Here is a 14406-nt window from a genome sequence, read left to right as displayed (position 1 = left end):
TCAGGGGCAGCCGGCCGCAGCCGGCTGCCCGGAGCTGGCGCGGGCCAGCACCTCCGGGTCGAGCAGGGTCAGGGACGGCGCGGTGGGCCGGCCCTCGGCGATCGCGCGCCACAGCAGCTCGGTGGCCTCGCGGGCCATCCGCCGCTTCGGGAGCGCCACCGTGGTCAGCGGCGGATGCGCGTGCGCGGCCTGCGGGATGTCGTCGACGCCGATGACCGAGATGTCCTCGGGCACCCGCAGCCCGTGGTGGCGCACCGCCTCCATCACCCCGAGGGCGGTGGCGTCCGTGGAGCTGAACACGGCGGTCGTACGGTCGTGGACGGGCCGCTCGGCCCGGTCGCGCAGCGCGCGCGAGGCCGCCTCGTACCCGGACTCCGGCGTCGCCCCCGGCGCGGCGAACACCCACTCGTCCGGTACGGACACACCGTCCTCGGCGAGCGCGCGGCGCAGCCCCGCCACCCGTACCCGGTGCGCCGGCAGGTCGGCGACCACCGTCACCCGCCGGTGCCCCAGCTCCCGCAGATGCCGGCCGGCGAGATACCCGGCCCGCTCGAAGTCGATGGTGACGACGGGCAGGGTGCGCGGCGGGTCGATCTCCCACGCGCACAGGACGAGCGGCGGCCCGTGCCCCTCCGGCGCCGGCGGGCACTCGCTCAGGTCGAAGTCGCCGGCCACGAGCAGCGCGTCCACGGAGCGGCTGGAGAGGGAGGCCAGCTGGCGCCGGGCCCGCGCCCCGTCGCCCCGGGTGGTCGCCAGCAGCAGATGGTAGCCGCGCGTCTCCAGCAGCGCCTCCACCTCCTCGACCACCGCGGAGTAGAAGGGGTTGGCGACGGTCGGCACGACGAAGCCGACGGTCATGGTGGTGCCGGTGGACAGTCCCCGGGCGACCAGATTGGGCGTGTAGCCCAGCTCGTCGATCGCCGCCTCGACCTTGGCCCTGGTCCCGGCGCTGACGACCGTGCGTCCCCGGACCACATTGGACACGGTCTGTTTGGTGACGCCGGCGCGCTTCGCGACGTCCGCCATGGTGACCACCGAGCGGTACCGCCTTTTCTTTTGACCGGTAAATCATGATTTGGCTCTGTAGTCTCGCGCACGCCGGGGGCGCGGTCAAGTGATCCGGTCGGGGGTGCCGGGCCGGATCCCGTCAGCGGGTCAAATCCCGTGCGTGCACCATCTCTTGACGCCTCGGAAACGCGCCGTTAACGTCTCGCCCAGTCTTTGACCGGTCAAATCGTGGACGTCACTCCTTACCCCCCACTCCTCGCCCCACCCCGTACGGGTCCATCCGAAGGAGCCATCTATGTCAGGTACACAACACATCCCCGCCGCGAGCCGCCGCGATCTCCTGAAGGCCGTCGCCGGAATCGGCGCCGCCGCCATGGTCGGCACGACGGCCGTCACAGCCCTCGCGGGCACCGCCCACGCCGCGCCGTCGGCCGCCGGCCACCCCGGAATGCTGCACACCCAGGCCGACTTCGACCGGATGGCCGCCGCGGTCAACGCCGGTACCCAGCCCTGGAAGGCGGGCTGGGACGTGCTGATCGGCAACTCCCACTCCCTGCCCACCTGGACCGCCAACCCGCAGAGCGTCATCTACCGGGGCGGTGGCAGCGAGAACTACGGCATCCTCTACAACGATGTCGCCGCCGCCTACCAGAACGCGCTGCGCTGGAAGATCCAGGGCCTGACCGCCCACGGCGACGCGGCGCGCGACATCCTCAACGCCTGGTCGGGCAAGCTCACCGCGATCGACGGCAGCGCCGACCGCTTCCTCGCCGCCGGGATCTACGGCTACGAGTTCGCCCAGGCCGCCGAGATCATGCGCGGCTACAACGGGTTCGACCTCGACCGCTTCAAGACCATGATGCTGAACGTGTTCTACCCGCCCAGCAACAGCTTCCTGGTCGATCACAACAGCGCGTACATCTCCAACTACTGGGCGAGCTGGGACCTGTGCAACCTCGCCAACGTCCTGGCCATCGGGATCCTCTGCGACGACCAGGCCAAGATCGACCAGGCGGTCACGTACTTCAAGACCGGCGCCGGCATGGGCTCCGTCCTCAACGCCATCCCCTACGTCTACAACGACCAGGGCCTCGCGCAGTGGGTGGAGAGCGGCCGGGACCAGGGCCACACCATGCTCGGCATCGGGCTGATGGGGACGGTCTGCGAGATGGCCTGGAACCAGGGCATCGACCTCTACGGCTACGACGACAACCGCTTCATGAAGGCGTGCGAGTACGTCGCCAAGTACAACCTCGGCGGGAGCGTCCCCTTCACCGAGTACACGTGGCACTACGGCGCACCCGGTGTGTGGGAGGGCTGGCAGACCTTCACCGCGGTGTCGGCCGACAGCCGGGGGCAGTACCGGCCGGTCTGGGCGCAGCTGTACAACCACTACGGGGTGCGCAAGGGGCTCTCCGTCCCCAACACCAAGGCGTACGCGCAGCTCGTCCAGCCCGAGGGCGGCGGCGGTGACTACGGTTCCACCAGCGGCGGTTACGACCACCTCGGCTTCGGCACCCTGACCCACACCCGGTAGCAGCGCGGCCTCGGCCGCGACCGGTCGCCGCGACCGGGCAGCGTCCCGGACCGGGCCCGACAGCACGCCCGGCCGCCGCCCGCTCTTCCGGGGCGGCGGCCGGGCGGCCGGGAGCGGGCCCCCTACCGGGCCTCGCCGGTCGCCACCCGGCCCTGGAGCGGCGCGGACTCGCCCGTGCTCGGCTTCGGGGCGTCCGGCCGGCGCATGAAGGCGACGCCCAGGGCCGCCAGTACGGACGCCGCCGCGAGGGCGTACAGACCGCCGTGCGTCGTGCCGGTGGTGTCCTTCAGATATCCGAAGAGCGTGGGGGAGACGAAGCCGCCCAGGTTGCCCAGGGAGTTGACCACCGCCAGCCCGGCCGCGGCGATCTTCAGGTCGAGCCCGGACTGCGCCATCGGCCAGAACAGGGTGGCGGCGCACTTGCCGCCGACCGCGGCCAGGGTGATGGCGACCAGCCCGAACCAGGGGGAGCCCAGGGTGGCGAGGAAGGCGCCCGCCGCCGAGAGGATGAGACTGATCGCCAGATACGGTCGGCGGTCCCGGGCGCGGTCGGTGAAGTGGCTCATCGAGTACATCGCGATCACCGCGCAGATCCACGGGATGGCGGACAGCAGCCCGATCTGGAAGGGCGAGAGCCCGCCGATCTCGGCGACCAGGCTCGGCAGCCAGAACGTGATCGCGTAGCCGGTCAGGGCCATCGCGAAGAAGACGCCGGTCAGCAGCGCGACCTGCGGGTGGACGATCAGCTTGAGCCGCGACACCTTGGGCGCCCGGCTGCGGGACTCCTGGTCGCGCGCGACCGCCGAGCTCAGCGCCTCCTTCTCCTCGTCGGTGAGCCAGCGGGCCTCGCCGATGCGGGAGACCAGGAAGAATCCGGCGACGATCCCGACCACGATGGAGAAGGTTCCCTCCAGCGCGAACATCCAGCGCCAGCCGGCGAACCCGCCCAGACCGTGCAGCTCCAGCAGCGCCCCGGTGATGGGGCCGGTCACGATGTACGCGGTGGCGGAGCCGCCCAGGAAGATCGCGCTCGCCCGGCCCCTGCTGGAGTCCGGCAGCCACTGGGTGAAGTACAGGAGCACGCCGGGGAAGAAGCCCGCCTCGGCGACACCGAGGACGAAGCGCAGTACGTAGAACGTCGTGACGTTGTGGATGAGACACATCGCCAGGATCACCAGACCCCAGGTGATCATGATGCGGGTCAGCCAGACCCGGGCGCCGAAGCGCTCCATGAGCATGTTGCTGGGCACCTCGAAGAGCGCGTACCCGATGAAGAACAGGCCCGCGCCGAGGCCGTAGGCGGTGGCGCTGACTCCGACGTCGGCCCTCAGCTCGTCCTGGACGAACCCGACATTCGTCCGGTCCATCTGGTTGACCAGGAGCATGAGTACCAGAATGGGCAGCATGCGGCGCAGGAATTTGCCGACCGCGCGGCTTTCGGCGTCGGGCTCGCTCTTGGGACTCTTCGCAAGAGGCTGCGGGACCATCGTTGTCTCCCACTTCGATTGCCGTGACGGCAAGCCAGATATGTCTGGGGCCCACTCCGTTGACCGTGTGGGCCGGACTCCGCTCGCGAAGGCGAGGGGTCTCGGTGCGCCCCCGAGCGGGGCGGTGTACAGCTCAGTCGTATATGTATGTGAACATCTGTCACACGTGTGGTCACGTTACGGATGGGTGTCCACCGGGTCAATGGCTTGCCGCGCGAAATCTCGCCGGGCCGCCGCGATCACCCGGTCAGCAGTGCGAAGCACGTCAGGAGCGGTGGGTGACGGGAGGATCGCTTGACGGTTCCGGTGCCGCGTCCTAAGTTGACTGACGTTTCCATAAACGTAGCTCGCGGTTATATACGTGAACGGAGTCTTATGCTTGACGGAGTGCTGTTCTTTCCGGTCACACCGTTCGCACCCGACGGCGCCCTCGCCCCCGAGGCCCTCCGGGCGCATGTGAGGGCGGGTGTGGCGGCCGGTGCGGGCGCGGTCTTCCCCGCCTGCGGCACCGGAGAATTCCACGCCCTGTCACCGGACGAACACACCGAGGTCGTCCGGTACGCGGTCGAGGCCGCCGAGGGCAAGGTCCCCGTCTACGCCGGTGTCGGCGGCCCGCTGCCCACGGCCGTGGCCCTGGGCAGCGCGGCACGCGAGAACGGCGCCGACGGGCTGCTCCTGCTCCCGCCGTACCTCGTCGCCGGGGATCAGGCCGGTCTCGTGCGGTACGTACGGCAGGTCGCCGAGGCGGCCGGACTGCCCCTGATCGTCTACAACCGCGCCAACGCCCGGTTCACCCCGGAAGCCGCCGCCGAGGCCGCCGCGATCGACGGCGTCGTCGGCTTCAAGGACGGCGTCGGGGACATCGAGACGCTGGCCAGGACCGTCTTCGCCGTACGGGAGGCGCTGCGCGAGAGCGGCAAGCCGTTCCAGTTCTTCAACGGGCTGCCCACCGCCGAGGCCACCGTCCCCGCCTACCGGGCCATCGGCGTCCCCCTCTACTCGTCCGCCGCCTTCTGCTTCGCCCCCGAGATCTCCCTCGCCTTCCACCGTGCGGTGACCACCGGGGACGACAAGCGCGCCGACGCGCTCCTGGCCGGCTTCTTCCACCCCCTGGTCGCCCTCCGCGACAAGGTCCCCGGATACGCGGTCTCCCTGGTCAAGGCCGGTGTGAGACTGCGCGGCCTGGACGCCGGCCCCGTACGCGCCCCGCTCAGCGACCCCGCCCCGGAGGACCTCGCCGCACTCTCCGCGCTCCTGGAGCGAGGACTCGAACTGGTAAGGAGCGCCTGACAGTGAGCACCGAACAACTGCGGATCTCCGCCGTCACCATCACCCCCGTAGCCTTCCGCGACCCGCCGCTCCTCAACTCGGTCGGGGTCCACGAGCCGTACGCGCTGCGCGCGATCGTCGAAGTGCGCACCGACGGCGGGCTCACCGGGCTCGGCGAGACCTACGCCGACGCCCGCCACCTGGAACGCCTCCAGGCCGTCGCCGAGCACATCGTCGGACTCGACGTCTACGCCACCGAGGAACTGCACCGGAGGGTCGGCGAGATCATCGCCCGGGTCGGCGGCGTCGGCGGCTCCGGGCTGACCGGGATGGTCACCACGAGCAGCACCGTCGACCGCGTGCACTCCCCGTTCGAGGTCGCGCTCCTCGACATCCAGGGACAGGCGTGCGGCCGGCCCGTCTCCGACCTCCTCGGCGGCGCCGTGCGCGCCGCCGTGCCCTTCAGCGCCTACCTCTTCTACAAGTGGGCCGCCCACCCCGGCGCCGAGCCGGACGAGTGGGGCGCGGCGCTGGACCCCGAGGGCGTGGTGGCCCAGGCCCGGCGCATGGTCGACGCGTACGGATTCACCGCCATCAAGCTCAAGGGCGGCGTCCTGCCGCCCGAGGAGGAGATCGAGGCGGTACGGGCGCTGCGCGCCGAGTTCCCCGAGCACCCGCTGCGGCTCGACCCGAACGCCGCCTGGACGGTGCCCACCTCCGTCAAGGTCGGCCAGGAACTCGACGGCGTGCTGGAGTACCTGGAGGACCCCACCCCGGGCATCGAGGGCATGGCCGCCGTCGCCCGCGAGGTGTCGATGCCGCTGGCGACCAACATGTGCGTCGTCGCCTTCGACGAACTCCACCCCTCGGTGGCGGTGGACGCCGTCCAGGTCATCCTCTCCGACCACCACTACTGGGGCGGGCTGCGCCGCTCCAAGCTCCTGTCCGGCATCTGCGACACCTTCGGCATGGGTCTGTCCATGCACTCCAACTCGCATCTGGGCATCAGCCTCGCGGCCATGACGCATCTCGCTGCGGCCACCCCCAACCTCACCTACGCCTGTGACACCCACTGGCCGTGGAAGACCGAGGACGTCATCGAGCCTGGCGTACTGGAGTTCAAGGACGGCTCGGTGGAGGTGCCCACCACCCCGGGACTCGGCGTCACGCTCGACCGTGACGCCCTGGGCACCCTGCACGAGCAGTACCTGGCCAGCGGGCTGCGCAACCGCGACGACACCGGCTACATGCGCACCATCCACCCGACCTACCGGGCCACCAACCCGCGCTGGTAGCCGGGCGGCCCCCGCCCGGCCCCCGGCCGGGCGGGCCGCTCAGTGCCGTACGAGCGCCCTGATCAGCTTGCCGCCGTCGCCGAGCAGATCGACCGTGACCTCGGCCAGCCGGTGCACCAGCGGCCAGCCGTATCCGCCGGGCAGCCACTCCTCGTGGTGCGCCGCGGTCGCCGGCAGCGACGGACTCGCGTCCCGTACGGCGATCTCCACCACGCCGACACCGGCGGAGACCCGAAGCCCCGTCACCCCGCCCGCGTGCCGTATGGCGTTGGTGACCAGCTCCGACACGATCAGCAGCACATCGACCGTGGTGTGCTCCGGCACGGTCGGCGCGTGCCGGCGCAGAAACGAGCGCACCAGCGCGCGCGCCTCCGCCGTGCCCGCGGGCCGCGCCTCCAGCAGGGCGGACGCCCCCGATGCGGCCTGGTCCGCCCCGTCGTCGACCGTGGTCATCCCCGCACCCCCGTACCGGCTGTGGTTGGGCAGAGCATCGCATGTTTCCCGCGCGGGCGAGCCGGTGTGCCGGAATGCGGTGATCCGCCCCCGGGCACCCGGCCCGCGCCGGGGAGCGTTCTCCCACCGCGGCCGGACCGGTGGGGCGGCCGTCGCATATGCTTCCCGCCGGAACGACGCCGGGTGACCGGCGCCGTCGGGTGAGGGGGTGGAGTGTGGTCGAGTTGCCCGTGGGCCTCGCGGCGCGTCCGGCGGGAGGCCGCCGTACCGCGGTGCCGGGAACGGTCGCCCAGGGCGGCGCGGGCCGCGTGCCGGTGCCCGGGACCGTACCCGCGCCGGGGCCCTCTCCCGACGCCGTCGCGGTCGTCCGCGACGCGCGGTGGGCGCTCGACGCGGTCATGCTGCTCGTCGAGGACGACGCGGGCGACGCGCTGCTGGTGGAGGAGATGCTCGCCGACAGCGACCTCGACTCCTCGCTCACCTGGTGCCAGACGCTCGCCGAGGGGCAGCGGTTCCTCGCCGACCGGACCGCCCCGGTCTGTGTGCTGCTCGACCTCCATCTGCCGGACGTCCACGGGGTCGACGCCGTCACCCGCATCCTGCGCACCGCCCCCGACGCGGCCATCGTGGTCCTCACCGGGATGGCGGAGGGCGAGGCCGGACTCTCGGCCGTGGCGACCGGCGCGCAGGACTACCTCGTCAAGGGACGCATCGACCCGGAGGCGCTCAGCCGGGCCGTCCGCTACGCCCTCCAGCGCAAGCAGGTCGAACAGGCCACGGCCGCCCTGCGCGCCAACGAGCTGATGGCACAGGAGAACGCCCGTCTCGAACGCGGTCTGCTGCCCGTGCCCCTGCTGCGCGGCGACGACTTCGAGGCCGTCGCCCGCTACGAGCCGGGGCGCGTCCACGGCCTGCTCAGCGGCGACTTCTACGACGTCGTGCAGACCGCCGACGGCACGGTCCACGCGGTGATAGGCGACGTGTCGGGCCACGGCGCCGCCGAGGCGGCCCTCGGCGTCTGCCTGCGGGTCGCCTGGCGTACGGCCGTGCTGTGCGGCACCCAGCCGCTGGAACGGATCCGGCTGCTGGAGGAGATCCTCGTCGCCGAACGCTCCGACCCGCACGTCTTCGCCACCGTCACCTCGCTCGTCTTCCCGTCCGGCGGCCGGGAGGTGCGTGTCGTGCGCGCCGGACACCCGGGGCTGCTCGTACGCCACCACGCCACCGTCCGCTGGGAGGAGCCGCGGGCGGGCATGGCCCTCGGGCTGCTGCCCGGCGCGGGACGGTGGACCGAGACCATCCTGCCGCTGCCGCCCGGCGGCCATGTGGTCCTGTTCACCGACGGCCTCTTCGAGGGACGCACCGGACCCGCCACCCGGCTCGGAGAGAGCGGGCTGCTCGGGCTCGCCGCCCGGCACAGCGCGCTCCCGGCGAGCGCCTTCGTCGACGCGCTGGTCGGCGGCGCGGCCGAGGGAGCGGCGCCCTACGGCGGGCTCGCCGACGACGTCGCCGTACTCCACCTCGGCTGGAGCCACACACCATGACCGGCGCCCGGAAGACCACGCACACCACGCACACCACGCACACCTCGAACACCGCGGAGAACACCGTCCCTACGGAGAAGAACGCCCCCCGCGGCCCCGCCTCGCGGCTCTCGGTGCAGGGCTGGGTCCAGCTGATCCTCGGGGCGCTGGTGCTGGTGGTGTGCGGCTGCACCGTCGTCGCCGGTGTCCTGCTGACCCGCACCAACGACCGCACCAACGAACTCGTCGACCGCATCCAGCCCGCCAGGTCCAACGCCTTCCAGCTCCAGCGCGCCCTGCTCGACCAGGAGACCGGAGTGCGCGGCTTCGCCCTCAGCGACGACCCGTCGTTCCTCGCGCCGTACAAGAAGGGCGTCACCGACGAGCGGCACTACACCGGCCGGATGAGCGCCGTCATCGGGTCCGACCCGCGCTTCGCCGGGGACCTCGACCGCATCACCCGCGCCGCCGAGAAGTGGCGCGCCGAGGAGGCGGAGCCGCTGGTCGCCTCCGTACGGGCCGAAGGCGCCGCCGCGGCCTCCGCCGACCGGGTCACCCGCAGCAAGCGGAGCTTCGACGAGCTGCGGCGGCTCTTCGCCGTCCAGCAGACCCACCTGGACGAGGCCAGGGACAGCGCGCGCCAGGAGCTGAACGACGCCCGCGCGCTGCGGGACGCCGTGTTCATCGCGATCCTCGTCGTCTTCGTCGTCGCGGTGCTGGTCCTCGCCCTCGTCCTGCACCGCATGGTCGGCCGGCCGCTCGGCGCGCTGCGCGCCGCGTCCGACGGCGTACGGGACGGCGCCTTCGACCGGCGCATCGAGGTCGGCGGCCCCTCCGACCTGCGTGCCGTCGGCGCGGCCGTCGAGGACATGCGCCGGCGCCTCGCCGACGAACTCGCCGCGAGCCGTTCCCGGGAGGCGCTCCTCGCCGAGCAGACCGAGGAGCTGCGCCGTTCCAACTCCGAGCTGGAACAGTTCGCGTACGTGGCCTCGCACGACCTCCAGGAACCACTGCGCAAGGTCGCCTCCTTCTGCCAGCTGCTGGAGAAACGGTACGGCGATCAGCTGGACAGCCGTGGCAAGCAGTACATCGACTTCGCGGTCGACGGCGCCAAACGGATGCAGATCCTCATCAACGACCTGCTCACCTTCTCCCGGGTGGGACGGGTGCACGACGCCTGGCAGAGCGTCGCACTCGACCAGGTCCTCGACCGGGCCCTCGGCAACATCGCCCTGGTCGTCGAGGAGTCGGACGTCACCGTCGTACGGGAGGACCCGCTGCCGGAGGTGACCGGCGATCCGACCACGCTCACCATGCTCTGGCAGAACCTCCTCGGCAACGCGGTCAAGTTCCGCCGCCCCGACGTGCCGTCCCTGATCACCGTCGGATGCCTGCGCGAAGGGGACCAATGGCATCTGACCGTCACCGACAACGGCATCGGGGTCGCGCCCGAGTTCGCGGAGAAGGTCTTCGTCATCTTCCAGCGGCTGCACGCCAGGGACGAGTACGAGGGCACCGGCATCGGTCTCGCGCTCTGCCGCAAGATCGTGGAGTTCCACGGTGGCGGAATCCGGCTGGAGCCGGTGCCCGAGGGCGGCACCCGGATCCACTTCACGCTCCCCGCCCTGCCCGAGGACGACCCGGAGGAGCCGGCCGGATCCGCGGATCCGCAGGCGTCCGGGGAGCCCGAGGGACCGGATGCCGGGACCCACACCCCGCCCGGCCACCCGCACGACGCACCGACGACCACCCCGCACGGAGCCGCCCAGTGAACAACCGCGTAGAGCCCATCGAGGTCCTGCTCGTCGAGGACGACGCGGGGGACGAGCTGATGACCCGCGAGGCGTTCGAGGACAACAAGATCCGCAACACCCTCCACGTGGTGCGCGACGGCGAGGAGGCCCTCGACTTCCTCTACCGGCGCGGCGCCCACCAGCAGGCACCCCGGCCGGATCTCGTACTGCTCGACCTGAACCTGCCCAAGTACGACGGGCGCCAGGTCCTGGAGCAGATCAAGTCCGACCCGGAGCTGTCGCTGATCCCCGTGGTGGTGCTGACCACCTCCTCCGCCGAGGAGGACATCCTGCGCAGCTACAAACTGCACGCCAACGCGTATGTGACCAAACCGGTCGACCTCGATCAGTTCATCGCGGCCGTCCGCCAGATCGACGAGTTCTTCGTCAGCGTGGTCCGGCTTCCCGGGCGCGGCTGAGAGGCCGGTGGAGGGCGAAGACCGTGACACCTTTCACGAAACCGGTGGGCATACCCGCGGCGTGTGAGGGCATAAGGGGATCGGAGAAGGGGGTCCCGCGATCGCCCTCACCGGTGCGCGGGCAGGAACTATGAACGAACAGATCATCAGCGGTACGGGGTTCGCGGCCATCGCGGACTCCGTTGCGTCACTGCGCCGGGCCGGCCAGTTCAGCGGCGAGCCCGGCTGCATCGCCGACGCCAGACTGCTCGCCGTCCAGTTCCTCCAGCAGCTGGAGGCCGAGTGGTTCGCCACGCTGGGCGAGCGCACGAGCGGCGATCTGCTGCTGGTCGTCAGCGAACTGGTGACCAACGCCGAGCGGCACAGCCACGGCCCGTACGTGCTGGAGCTGGAGGGCACCGCCCGGCAGGTGATCGTCACCGTGTACGACAGCAGCTCGGTCCTGCCGTGCCGCTACGAGCGCGATCCCGGGCGGCTGGGCGGGCACGGGATGGAGATCGTGCACGCCATCGCCGACGGGCTGCTCGCCGAGCGGGTGCCGGTCGGCAAGCGCGTCCAGGCCGTCTTCGACCTGGAGCGCCGCCGGGTCACGGCCTGACGTCACGGCCCGACGTCAGCCGCCCGGACCGGAGCCGGTGGCACCGTCCCTGCCGAACCAGTCCAGGCAGAGCACCAGCGCGTCGTCCGTCGACTCGGCGTCCCGGTAGGCCGCCAGTTCCCGCAGCACCGCGCGCGGCACCATGGCGGCCGGCAGCAGACCGCTGGCGCCGATCGCCCGCGCCAGCGCCCGCTCCCCGTACGCCTCGCCCTGCGGCGAGAGCGCCTCGTATACCCCGTCGCTCAGGAAGAGCAGCCGGTCACCGGGCAGCACCCGGAAGGTCTGCGCCACGTACTCCGACTCCTCGAACATGCCGAGGGGCAGCTGCGCCTCCAGGTCGACGCGCTCCACGGCCCTGCCCCGCATGCGCCACAGCTGCGGCGAACCGGCGTCCACGACTTCCACCCGGCCCGTGTCGAGTTCGAACCGCAGCAGCAGCGTGGAGACATAGGACGCGCCCCCGTACTGCGCGTACAGCGCCTGGTCCGCCAGCGACGCCTGGTCGGCGAGGCCGATCCCGGCACGACGGGCGTTGCGCAGGGCGTTCACGGCGAGATTGGTGAGCAGGGACGCCTGGATGCCCTCGCCCATCCCGTTGGTCACCGCGAGCGTCAGCTCGTCGGAGTCCGACGCCCAGTCGAAGTTGTCCCCGTGGATGGCGTAGGCGGGCTCCAGCTGCGCGCCGATGGCGTACTCCCGCGCGGTGCAGGCGCGGGCGGGCAGCAGCTGCCACTGCATCTCGGCCGCCAGGGTGAGCCGGCTCGCCCGCCGGGCCCGCCGGTAGAGGTCGGTGTCCCGCTCGGCCACCAGGATCTCGTGCCCGAGCAGCTCCGCCACCTGCGTCAGCTCCTCGACCGTGTCCGGCGTGGACAGATCGCCGGGCAGCCGGACCGTCAGAATGCCGAGCCGCTCGCCCCGGACGGTGACCGGCAGATGGTGATCCACCGCGTCCCCGTGCCGTACCTGCTGCTCACGCGGCTCCTGGCTGCCGAAGGCCCGGCCCTCGGGGGTGTTGTGCAGCGACAGCGTCCCGTCGGGACGCTCCGCCGGGTCGACGGGCTGGAGCACCGTGAGCCCGTAGTCGGCCAGGTAGAGCTGTACGGTTGCTGTGCCGTACGCGGCGGTGATCGCGTCACGCACCGAGTCCACCAAGGCGTGCGGAGCCGCTGTGCGGACCGCTCTTTCCACATCCGCGAGTAGAGTCACGAGTCGTTCGAGCCTTCTTCTTCAAGGGGCGGTCGGTCCGGGCTGACAAAAACCCACGCCGGATGAAAGGGTGAATCGATGTCCCGCTTCACCGGTGAACCGCGCCGACGCGATCAGGTAGCCGAGGCCGCCAGTGCGGCCTCGGAGCTGCTGGAGCTGCTGTGGGGGCGGGGCCAGGAGGCCGCGCCCTCGGGGCCTGTCCCGCCGTCCCAGCTACGGGCCCTTCTGGTCATCGAGAACCAGGAGGGCGCCAATCTGCGGACCCTCGGTGACGCGCTCGGCTCGCGGCCGTCCTCCGTGTCCCGGCTCTGCGACCGGATGGAGGCCATGGGCCTGGTGTCCCGCTCGCCCAGCGCGATCAGCCGCCGCGAGGTCGAGCTGCGGCTGAGCCGGCGCGGGCACACCGTACTGAACGAGTACCGCGCCTTCCGTACCCGCGAGGTCGGACTCGTACTGGAGCGGATGGCCCCCTCCGACGTCCTGACCCTGGCCGAGGGCCTCAGCGCCTTCCGTGCGGCGGCCCTCGCCGGCCTCGGCCGGGAGGACGCCCCGGCCGCCGGTGCCGATTCCGGCGCGGACGCGGACTCCGCGCGGAGCGATGTGGCGGACAGCGCATAGCTTCATTCGGCCCCACTTCCTGGCAGCGACACGTTACTCTCCGCGCAGAGCAGTTGTGCGGAAGCCGTGAACAGATTGTTGCGCACCAGAGAATGTTGTCAAATGGCAACTGTCACTTCTATCGTTGGTGCCGCTGTTCTCCTACCCAGCCTCGAAGGATCCCCGTGCAACCTCCTTACAGCGCAGGTCAGGCCATAGGCCTGGTCAAGAGACAGGTCGGCGACGCGATGGTCGTCGCCGTCAGCGGTGATCTCGACGTCGAGAACATCGCGCCCCTCGGCACCGCGCTGGCCGAGGCGGGGGAGAAGGTCACCGGCCCGGTCGTCGTGGATCTGTCCCGCGTCGACTTCGCGGACTCCACCACGGTGAACCTGCTCCTCCAGGCCCACGGTTCCCTGGGACCGAGACTACGCCTCGCCCAGCCGTCGGCCTTCGTCCAGCGCCTGTTCGCGGTCATCGGACTCGAACAGGCGCTTTCCGTGTACGGCACGGTCGAGGACGCGCTCGCGGCCGCCGAGCCGTCGGAGGCGCTCGCTCCCGACGGCGGCGAGTGAGCGGCTCCGGCGGACGGACGTCACCCGGGACTCTTCAGCATCGATCGCGGGGGTACACGACGCTGAAGAGATCGCGGCACGTGACGTCCAACCATCGGGGTGAGCCCAATGCACCACTTGCTCAGGAGCGACAACAAGTCCGACATCCCCGACGGCCCGACGGAGTGGGCCTGCCGGCCCGAGCTGGCGGCCGAGGCCCGGGAGGCGACGGACGGTTTCCTCGCCGGGCTGTGTCCCGAGCCCTCCGACCGCACGCGGCAGAACCTGCTCCTGGTGGTCTCGGAACTGGTGACCAACGCCCTGCGGCACGCCGGTGAGGTCACCTCTCTGCGGCTGCGCGCGGACCGCCGCAGCCTCCAGATCGAGGTCCGCGACCCGAGCCCGGTGCTGCCGCTGGACCGTACCCCCGACCTCACCGGCAGGTCCGGCGGTTTCGGCTGGCCGATGGTCCAGCGGCTGGCGGACCGGGTCAGTGTCCGCCCGGCCTCCGGCGGCGGCAAGATGATCCTGGCGGTCCTCGTGCGCTGAGCCCCGGCGGTTCTCGTACGCCAAGCCGCCCCATGACCGGGAGTCGTCCGCTCCGGTCATGGGGCGGGTGCCGGCGGGCCGGGCGGGCCTGCCCCGGCGCCGCTGTGTCAGCGCGTGT

14 protein-coding genes are annotated in these 14406 nt (G+C 71.5%); 10 read left to right on the top strand and 4 right to left on the bottom strand.

Translation table 11 applies throughout. The features are described from left to right. Positions 1-1026 (bottom strand): LacI family DNA-binding transcriptional regulator, encoded by a 1026-nt coding sequence (locus tag OG627_RS04040; protein WP_329061477.1) that lies wholly within the window; start codon positions 1024-1026, stop codon positions 1-3. Between the two features lie 277 nt (positions 1027-1303). Between OG627_RS04040 and OG627_RS04035 the strand changes: the two genes are divergently transcribed. Continuing rightward, positions 1304-2545 (top strand): alginate lyase family protein, encoded by a 1242-nt coding sequence (locus tag OG627_RS04035; protein ID WP_329061474.1) that lies wholly within the window; start codon positions 1304-1306, stop codon positions 2543-2545. A gap of 122 nt (positions 2546-2667) precedes the next feature. Here the strand turns inward: OG627_RS04035 and OG627_RS04030 are convergent, their stop codons facing one another. Then, a complete protein-coding gene (locus OG627_RS04030; protein ID WP_329061472.1) occupies positions 2668-4032 on the bottom strand; it encodes an MFS transporter in 1365 nt (454 codons plus the stop codon). A 375-nt stretch (positions 4033-4407) separates the two neighbouring features. On the opposite strand from OG627_RS04030, the gene OG627_RS04025 reads away from it, so the two are divergent. Continuing rightward, positions 4408-5322: a 5-dehydro-4-deoxyglucarate dehydratase gene (locus OG627_RS04025; RefSeq protein ID WP_329061470.1), complete on the top strand. Its 915-nt coding sequence runs from the start codon at positions 4408-4410 to the stop codon at positions 5320-5322. A gap of 2 nt (positions 5323-5324) precedes the next feature. After that, the gene (locus OG627_RS04020) at positions 5325-6596 is read left to right on the top strand and encodes a glucarate dehydratase family protein (protein WP_329061468.1); all 1272 of its coding nucleotides are present in this window, start codon (positions 5325-5327) and stop codon (positions 6594-6596) included. Between the two features lie 39 nt (positions 6597-6635). Here the strand turns inward: OG627_RS04020 and OG627_RS04015 are convergent, their stop codons facing one another. After that, positions 6636-7049 (bottom strand): ATP-binding protein, encoded by a 414-nt coding sequence (locus tag OG627_RS04015; protein WP_329061467.1) that lies wholly within the window; start codon positions 7047-7049, stop codon positions 6636-6638. Positions 7050-7447: 398 nt separating this feature from the next. Here OG627_RS04015 and OG627_RS04010 point away from each other — a divergent pair, with 398 nt between their 5' ends. The 4 genes from OG627_RS04010 (at position 7448) to OG627_RS03995 (ending at position 11382) form a co-directional block, all read left to right on the top strand. Beyond that, positions 7448-8593: a PP2C family protein-serine/threonine phosphatase gene (locus tag OG627_RS04010; RefSeq protein WP_329072335.1), complete on the top strand. Its 1146-nt coding sequence runs from the start codon at positions 7448-7450 to the stop codon at positions 8591-8593. Further along, positions 8590-10344 carry a sensor histidine kinase gene (locus tag OG627_RS04005; RefSeq protein WP_329061465.1) on the top strand — a complete coding sequence of 585 codons (1755 nt, stop codon included), beginning with the start codon at positions 8590-8592 and terminating at the stop codon, positions 10342-10344. Before OG627_RS04010 ends, OG627_RS04005 begins: the two co-directional genes overlap by 4 nt. Continuing rightward, positions 10341-10784: a response regulator gene (locus tag OG627_RS04000; protein ID WP_329061463.1), complete on the top strand. Its 444-nt coding sequence runs from the start codon at positions 10341-10343 to the stop codon at positions 10782-10784. Before OG627_RS04005 ends, OG627_RS04000 begins: the two co-directional genes overlap by 4 nt. 130 nt (positions 10785-10914) lie before the next feature. Next, entirely contained in the window at positions 10915-11382 is a 468-nt protein-coding gene (locus OG627_RS03995) for an ATP-binding protein (protein WP_329061460.1), read from the top strand. Between the two features lie 15 nt (positions 11383-11397). Here OG627_RS03995 and OG627_RS03990 read toward each other — a convergent pair whose 3' ends face one another. Next, positions 11398-12531: a PP2C family protein-serine/threonine phosphatase gene (locus OG627_RS03990; RefSeq protein ID WP_329072333.1), complete on the bottom strand. Its 1134-nt coding sequence runs from the start codon at positions 12529-12531 to the stop codon at positions 11398-11400. A gap of 135 nt (positions 12532-12666) precedes the next feature. Between OG627_RS03990 and OG627_RS03985 the strand changes: the two genes are divergently transcribed. The 3 genes from OG627_RS03985 (at position 12667) to OG627_RS03975 (ending at position 14288) form a co-directional block, all read left to right on the top strand. Further along, on the top strand, positions 12667-13206 hold the full coding sequence (locus OG627_RS03985; RefSeq protein WP_329061458.1) for a MarR family winged helix-turn-helix transcriptional regulator: 540 nt from the start codon (positions 12667-12669) through the stop codon (positions 13204-13206). A gap of 194 nt (positions 13207-13400) precedes the next feature. Beyond that, a complete protein-coding gene (locus OG627_RS03980) occupies positions 13401-13760 on the top strand; it encodes an STAS domain-containing protein (protein WP_443073603.1) in 360 nt (119 codons plus the stop codon). 108 nt (positions 13761-13868) lie between these two features. Further along, a complete protein-coding gene (locus OG627_RS03975; protein WP_329061455.1) occupies positions 13869-14288 on the top strand; it encodes an ATP-binding protein in 420 nt (139 codons plus the stop codon). Positions 14289-14406 lie beyond the last annotated feature (118 nt).

Source organism: Streptomyces sp. NBC_01429 (genome assembly GCF_036231945.1).
Lineage (GTDB): Bacteria > Actinomycetota > Actinomycetes > Streptomycetales > Streptomycetaceae > Streptomyces.
The sequence above is the reverse complement of the archived record's forward strand: the minus strand, read 5'-3'. Positions and strand labels throughout refer to the sequence as shown.

What these genes read in the sequence shown, in the direction of transcription:
- OG627_RS04040 (WP_329061477.1), bottom strand. Translation starts at nt 1,026, where the DNA reads ATGGCGGACGTCGCGAAGCGCGCCGGCGTCACCAAACAGACCGTGTCC.
- OG627_RS04035 (WP_329061474.1), top strand. Translation starts at nt 1,304, where the DNA reads ATGTCAGGTACACAACACATCCCCGCCGCGAGCCGCCGCGATCTCCTG.
- OG627_RS04030 (WP_329061472.1), bottom strand. Translation starts at nt 4,032, where the DNA reads ATGGTCCCGCAGCCTCTTGCGAAGAGTCCCAAGAGCGAGCCCGACGCC.
- OG627_RS04025 (WP_329061470.1), top strand. Translation starts at nt 4,408, where the DNA reads ATGCTTGACGGAGTGCTGTTCTTTCCGGTCACACCGTTCGCACCCGAC.
- OG627_RS04015 (WP_329061467.1), bottom strand. Translation starts at nt 7,049, where the DNA reads ATGACCACGGTCGACGACGGGGCGGACCAGGCCGCATCGGGGGCGTCC.
- OG627_RS04010 (WP_329072335.1), top strand. Translation starts at nt 7,448, where the DNA reads ATGCTGCTCGTCGAGGACGACGCGGGCGACGCGCTGCTGGTGGAGGAG.
- OG627_RS04005 (WP_329061465.1), top strand. Translation starts at nt 8,590, where the DNA reads ATGACCGGCGCCCGGAAGACCACGCACACCACGCACACCACGCACACC.
- OG627_RS03995 (WP_329061460.1), top strand. Translation starts at nt 10,915, where the DNA reads ATGAACGAACAGATCATCAGCGGTACGGGGTTCGCGGCCATCGCGGAC.
- OG627_RS03985 (WP_329061458.1), top strand. Translation starts at nt 12,667, where the DNA reads ATGTCCCGCTTCACCGGTGAACCGCGCCGACGCGATCAGGTAGCCGAG.
- OG627_RS03975 (WP_329061455.1), top strand. Translation starts at nt 13,869, where the DNA reads ATGCACCACTTGCTCAGGAGCGACAACAAGTCCGACATCCCCGACGGC.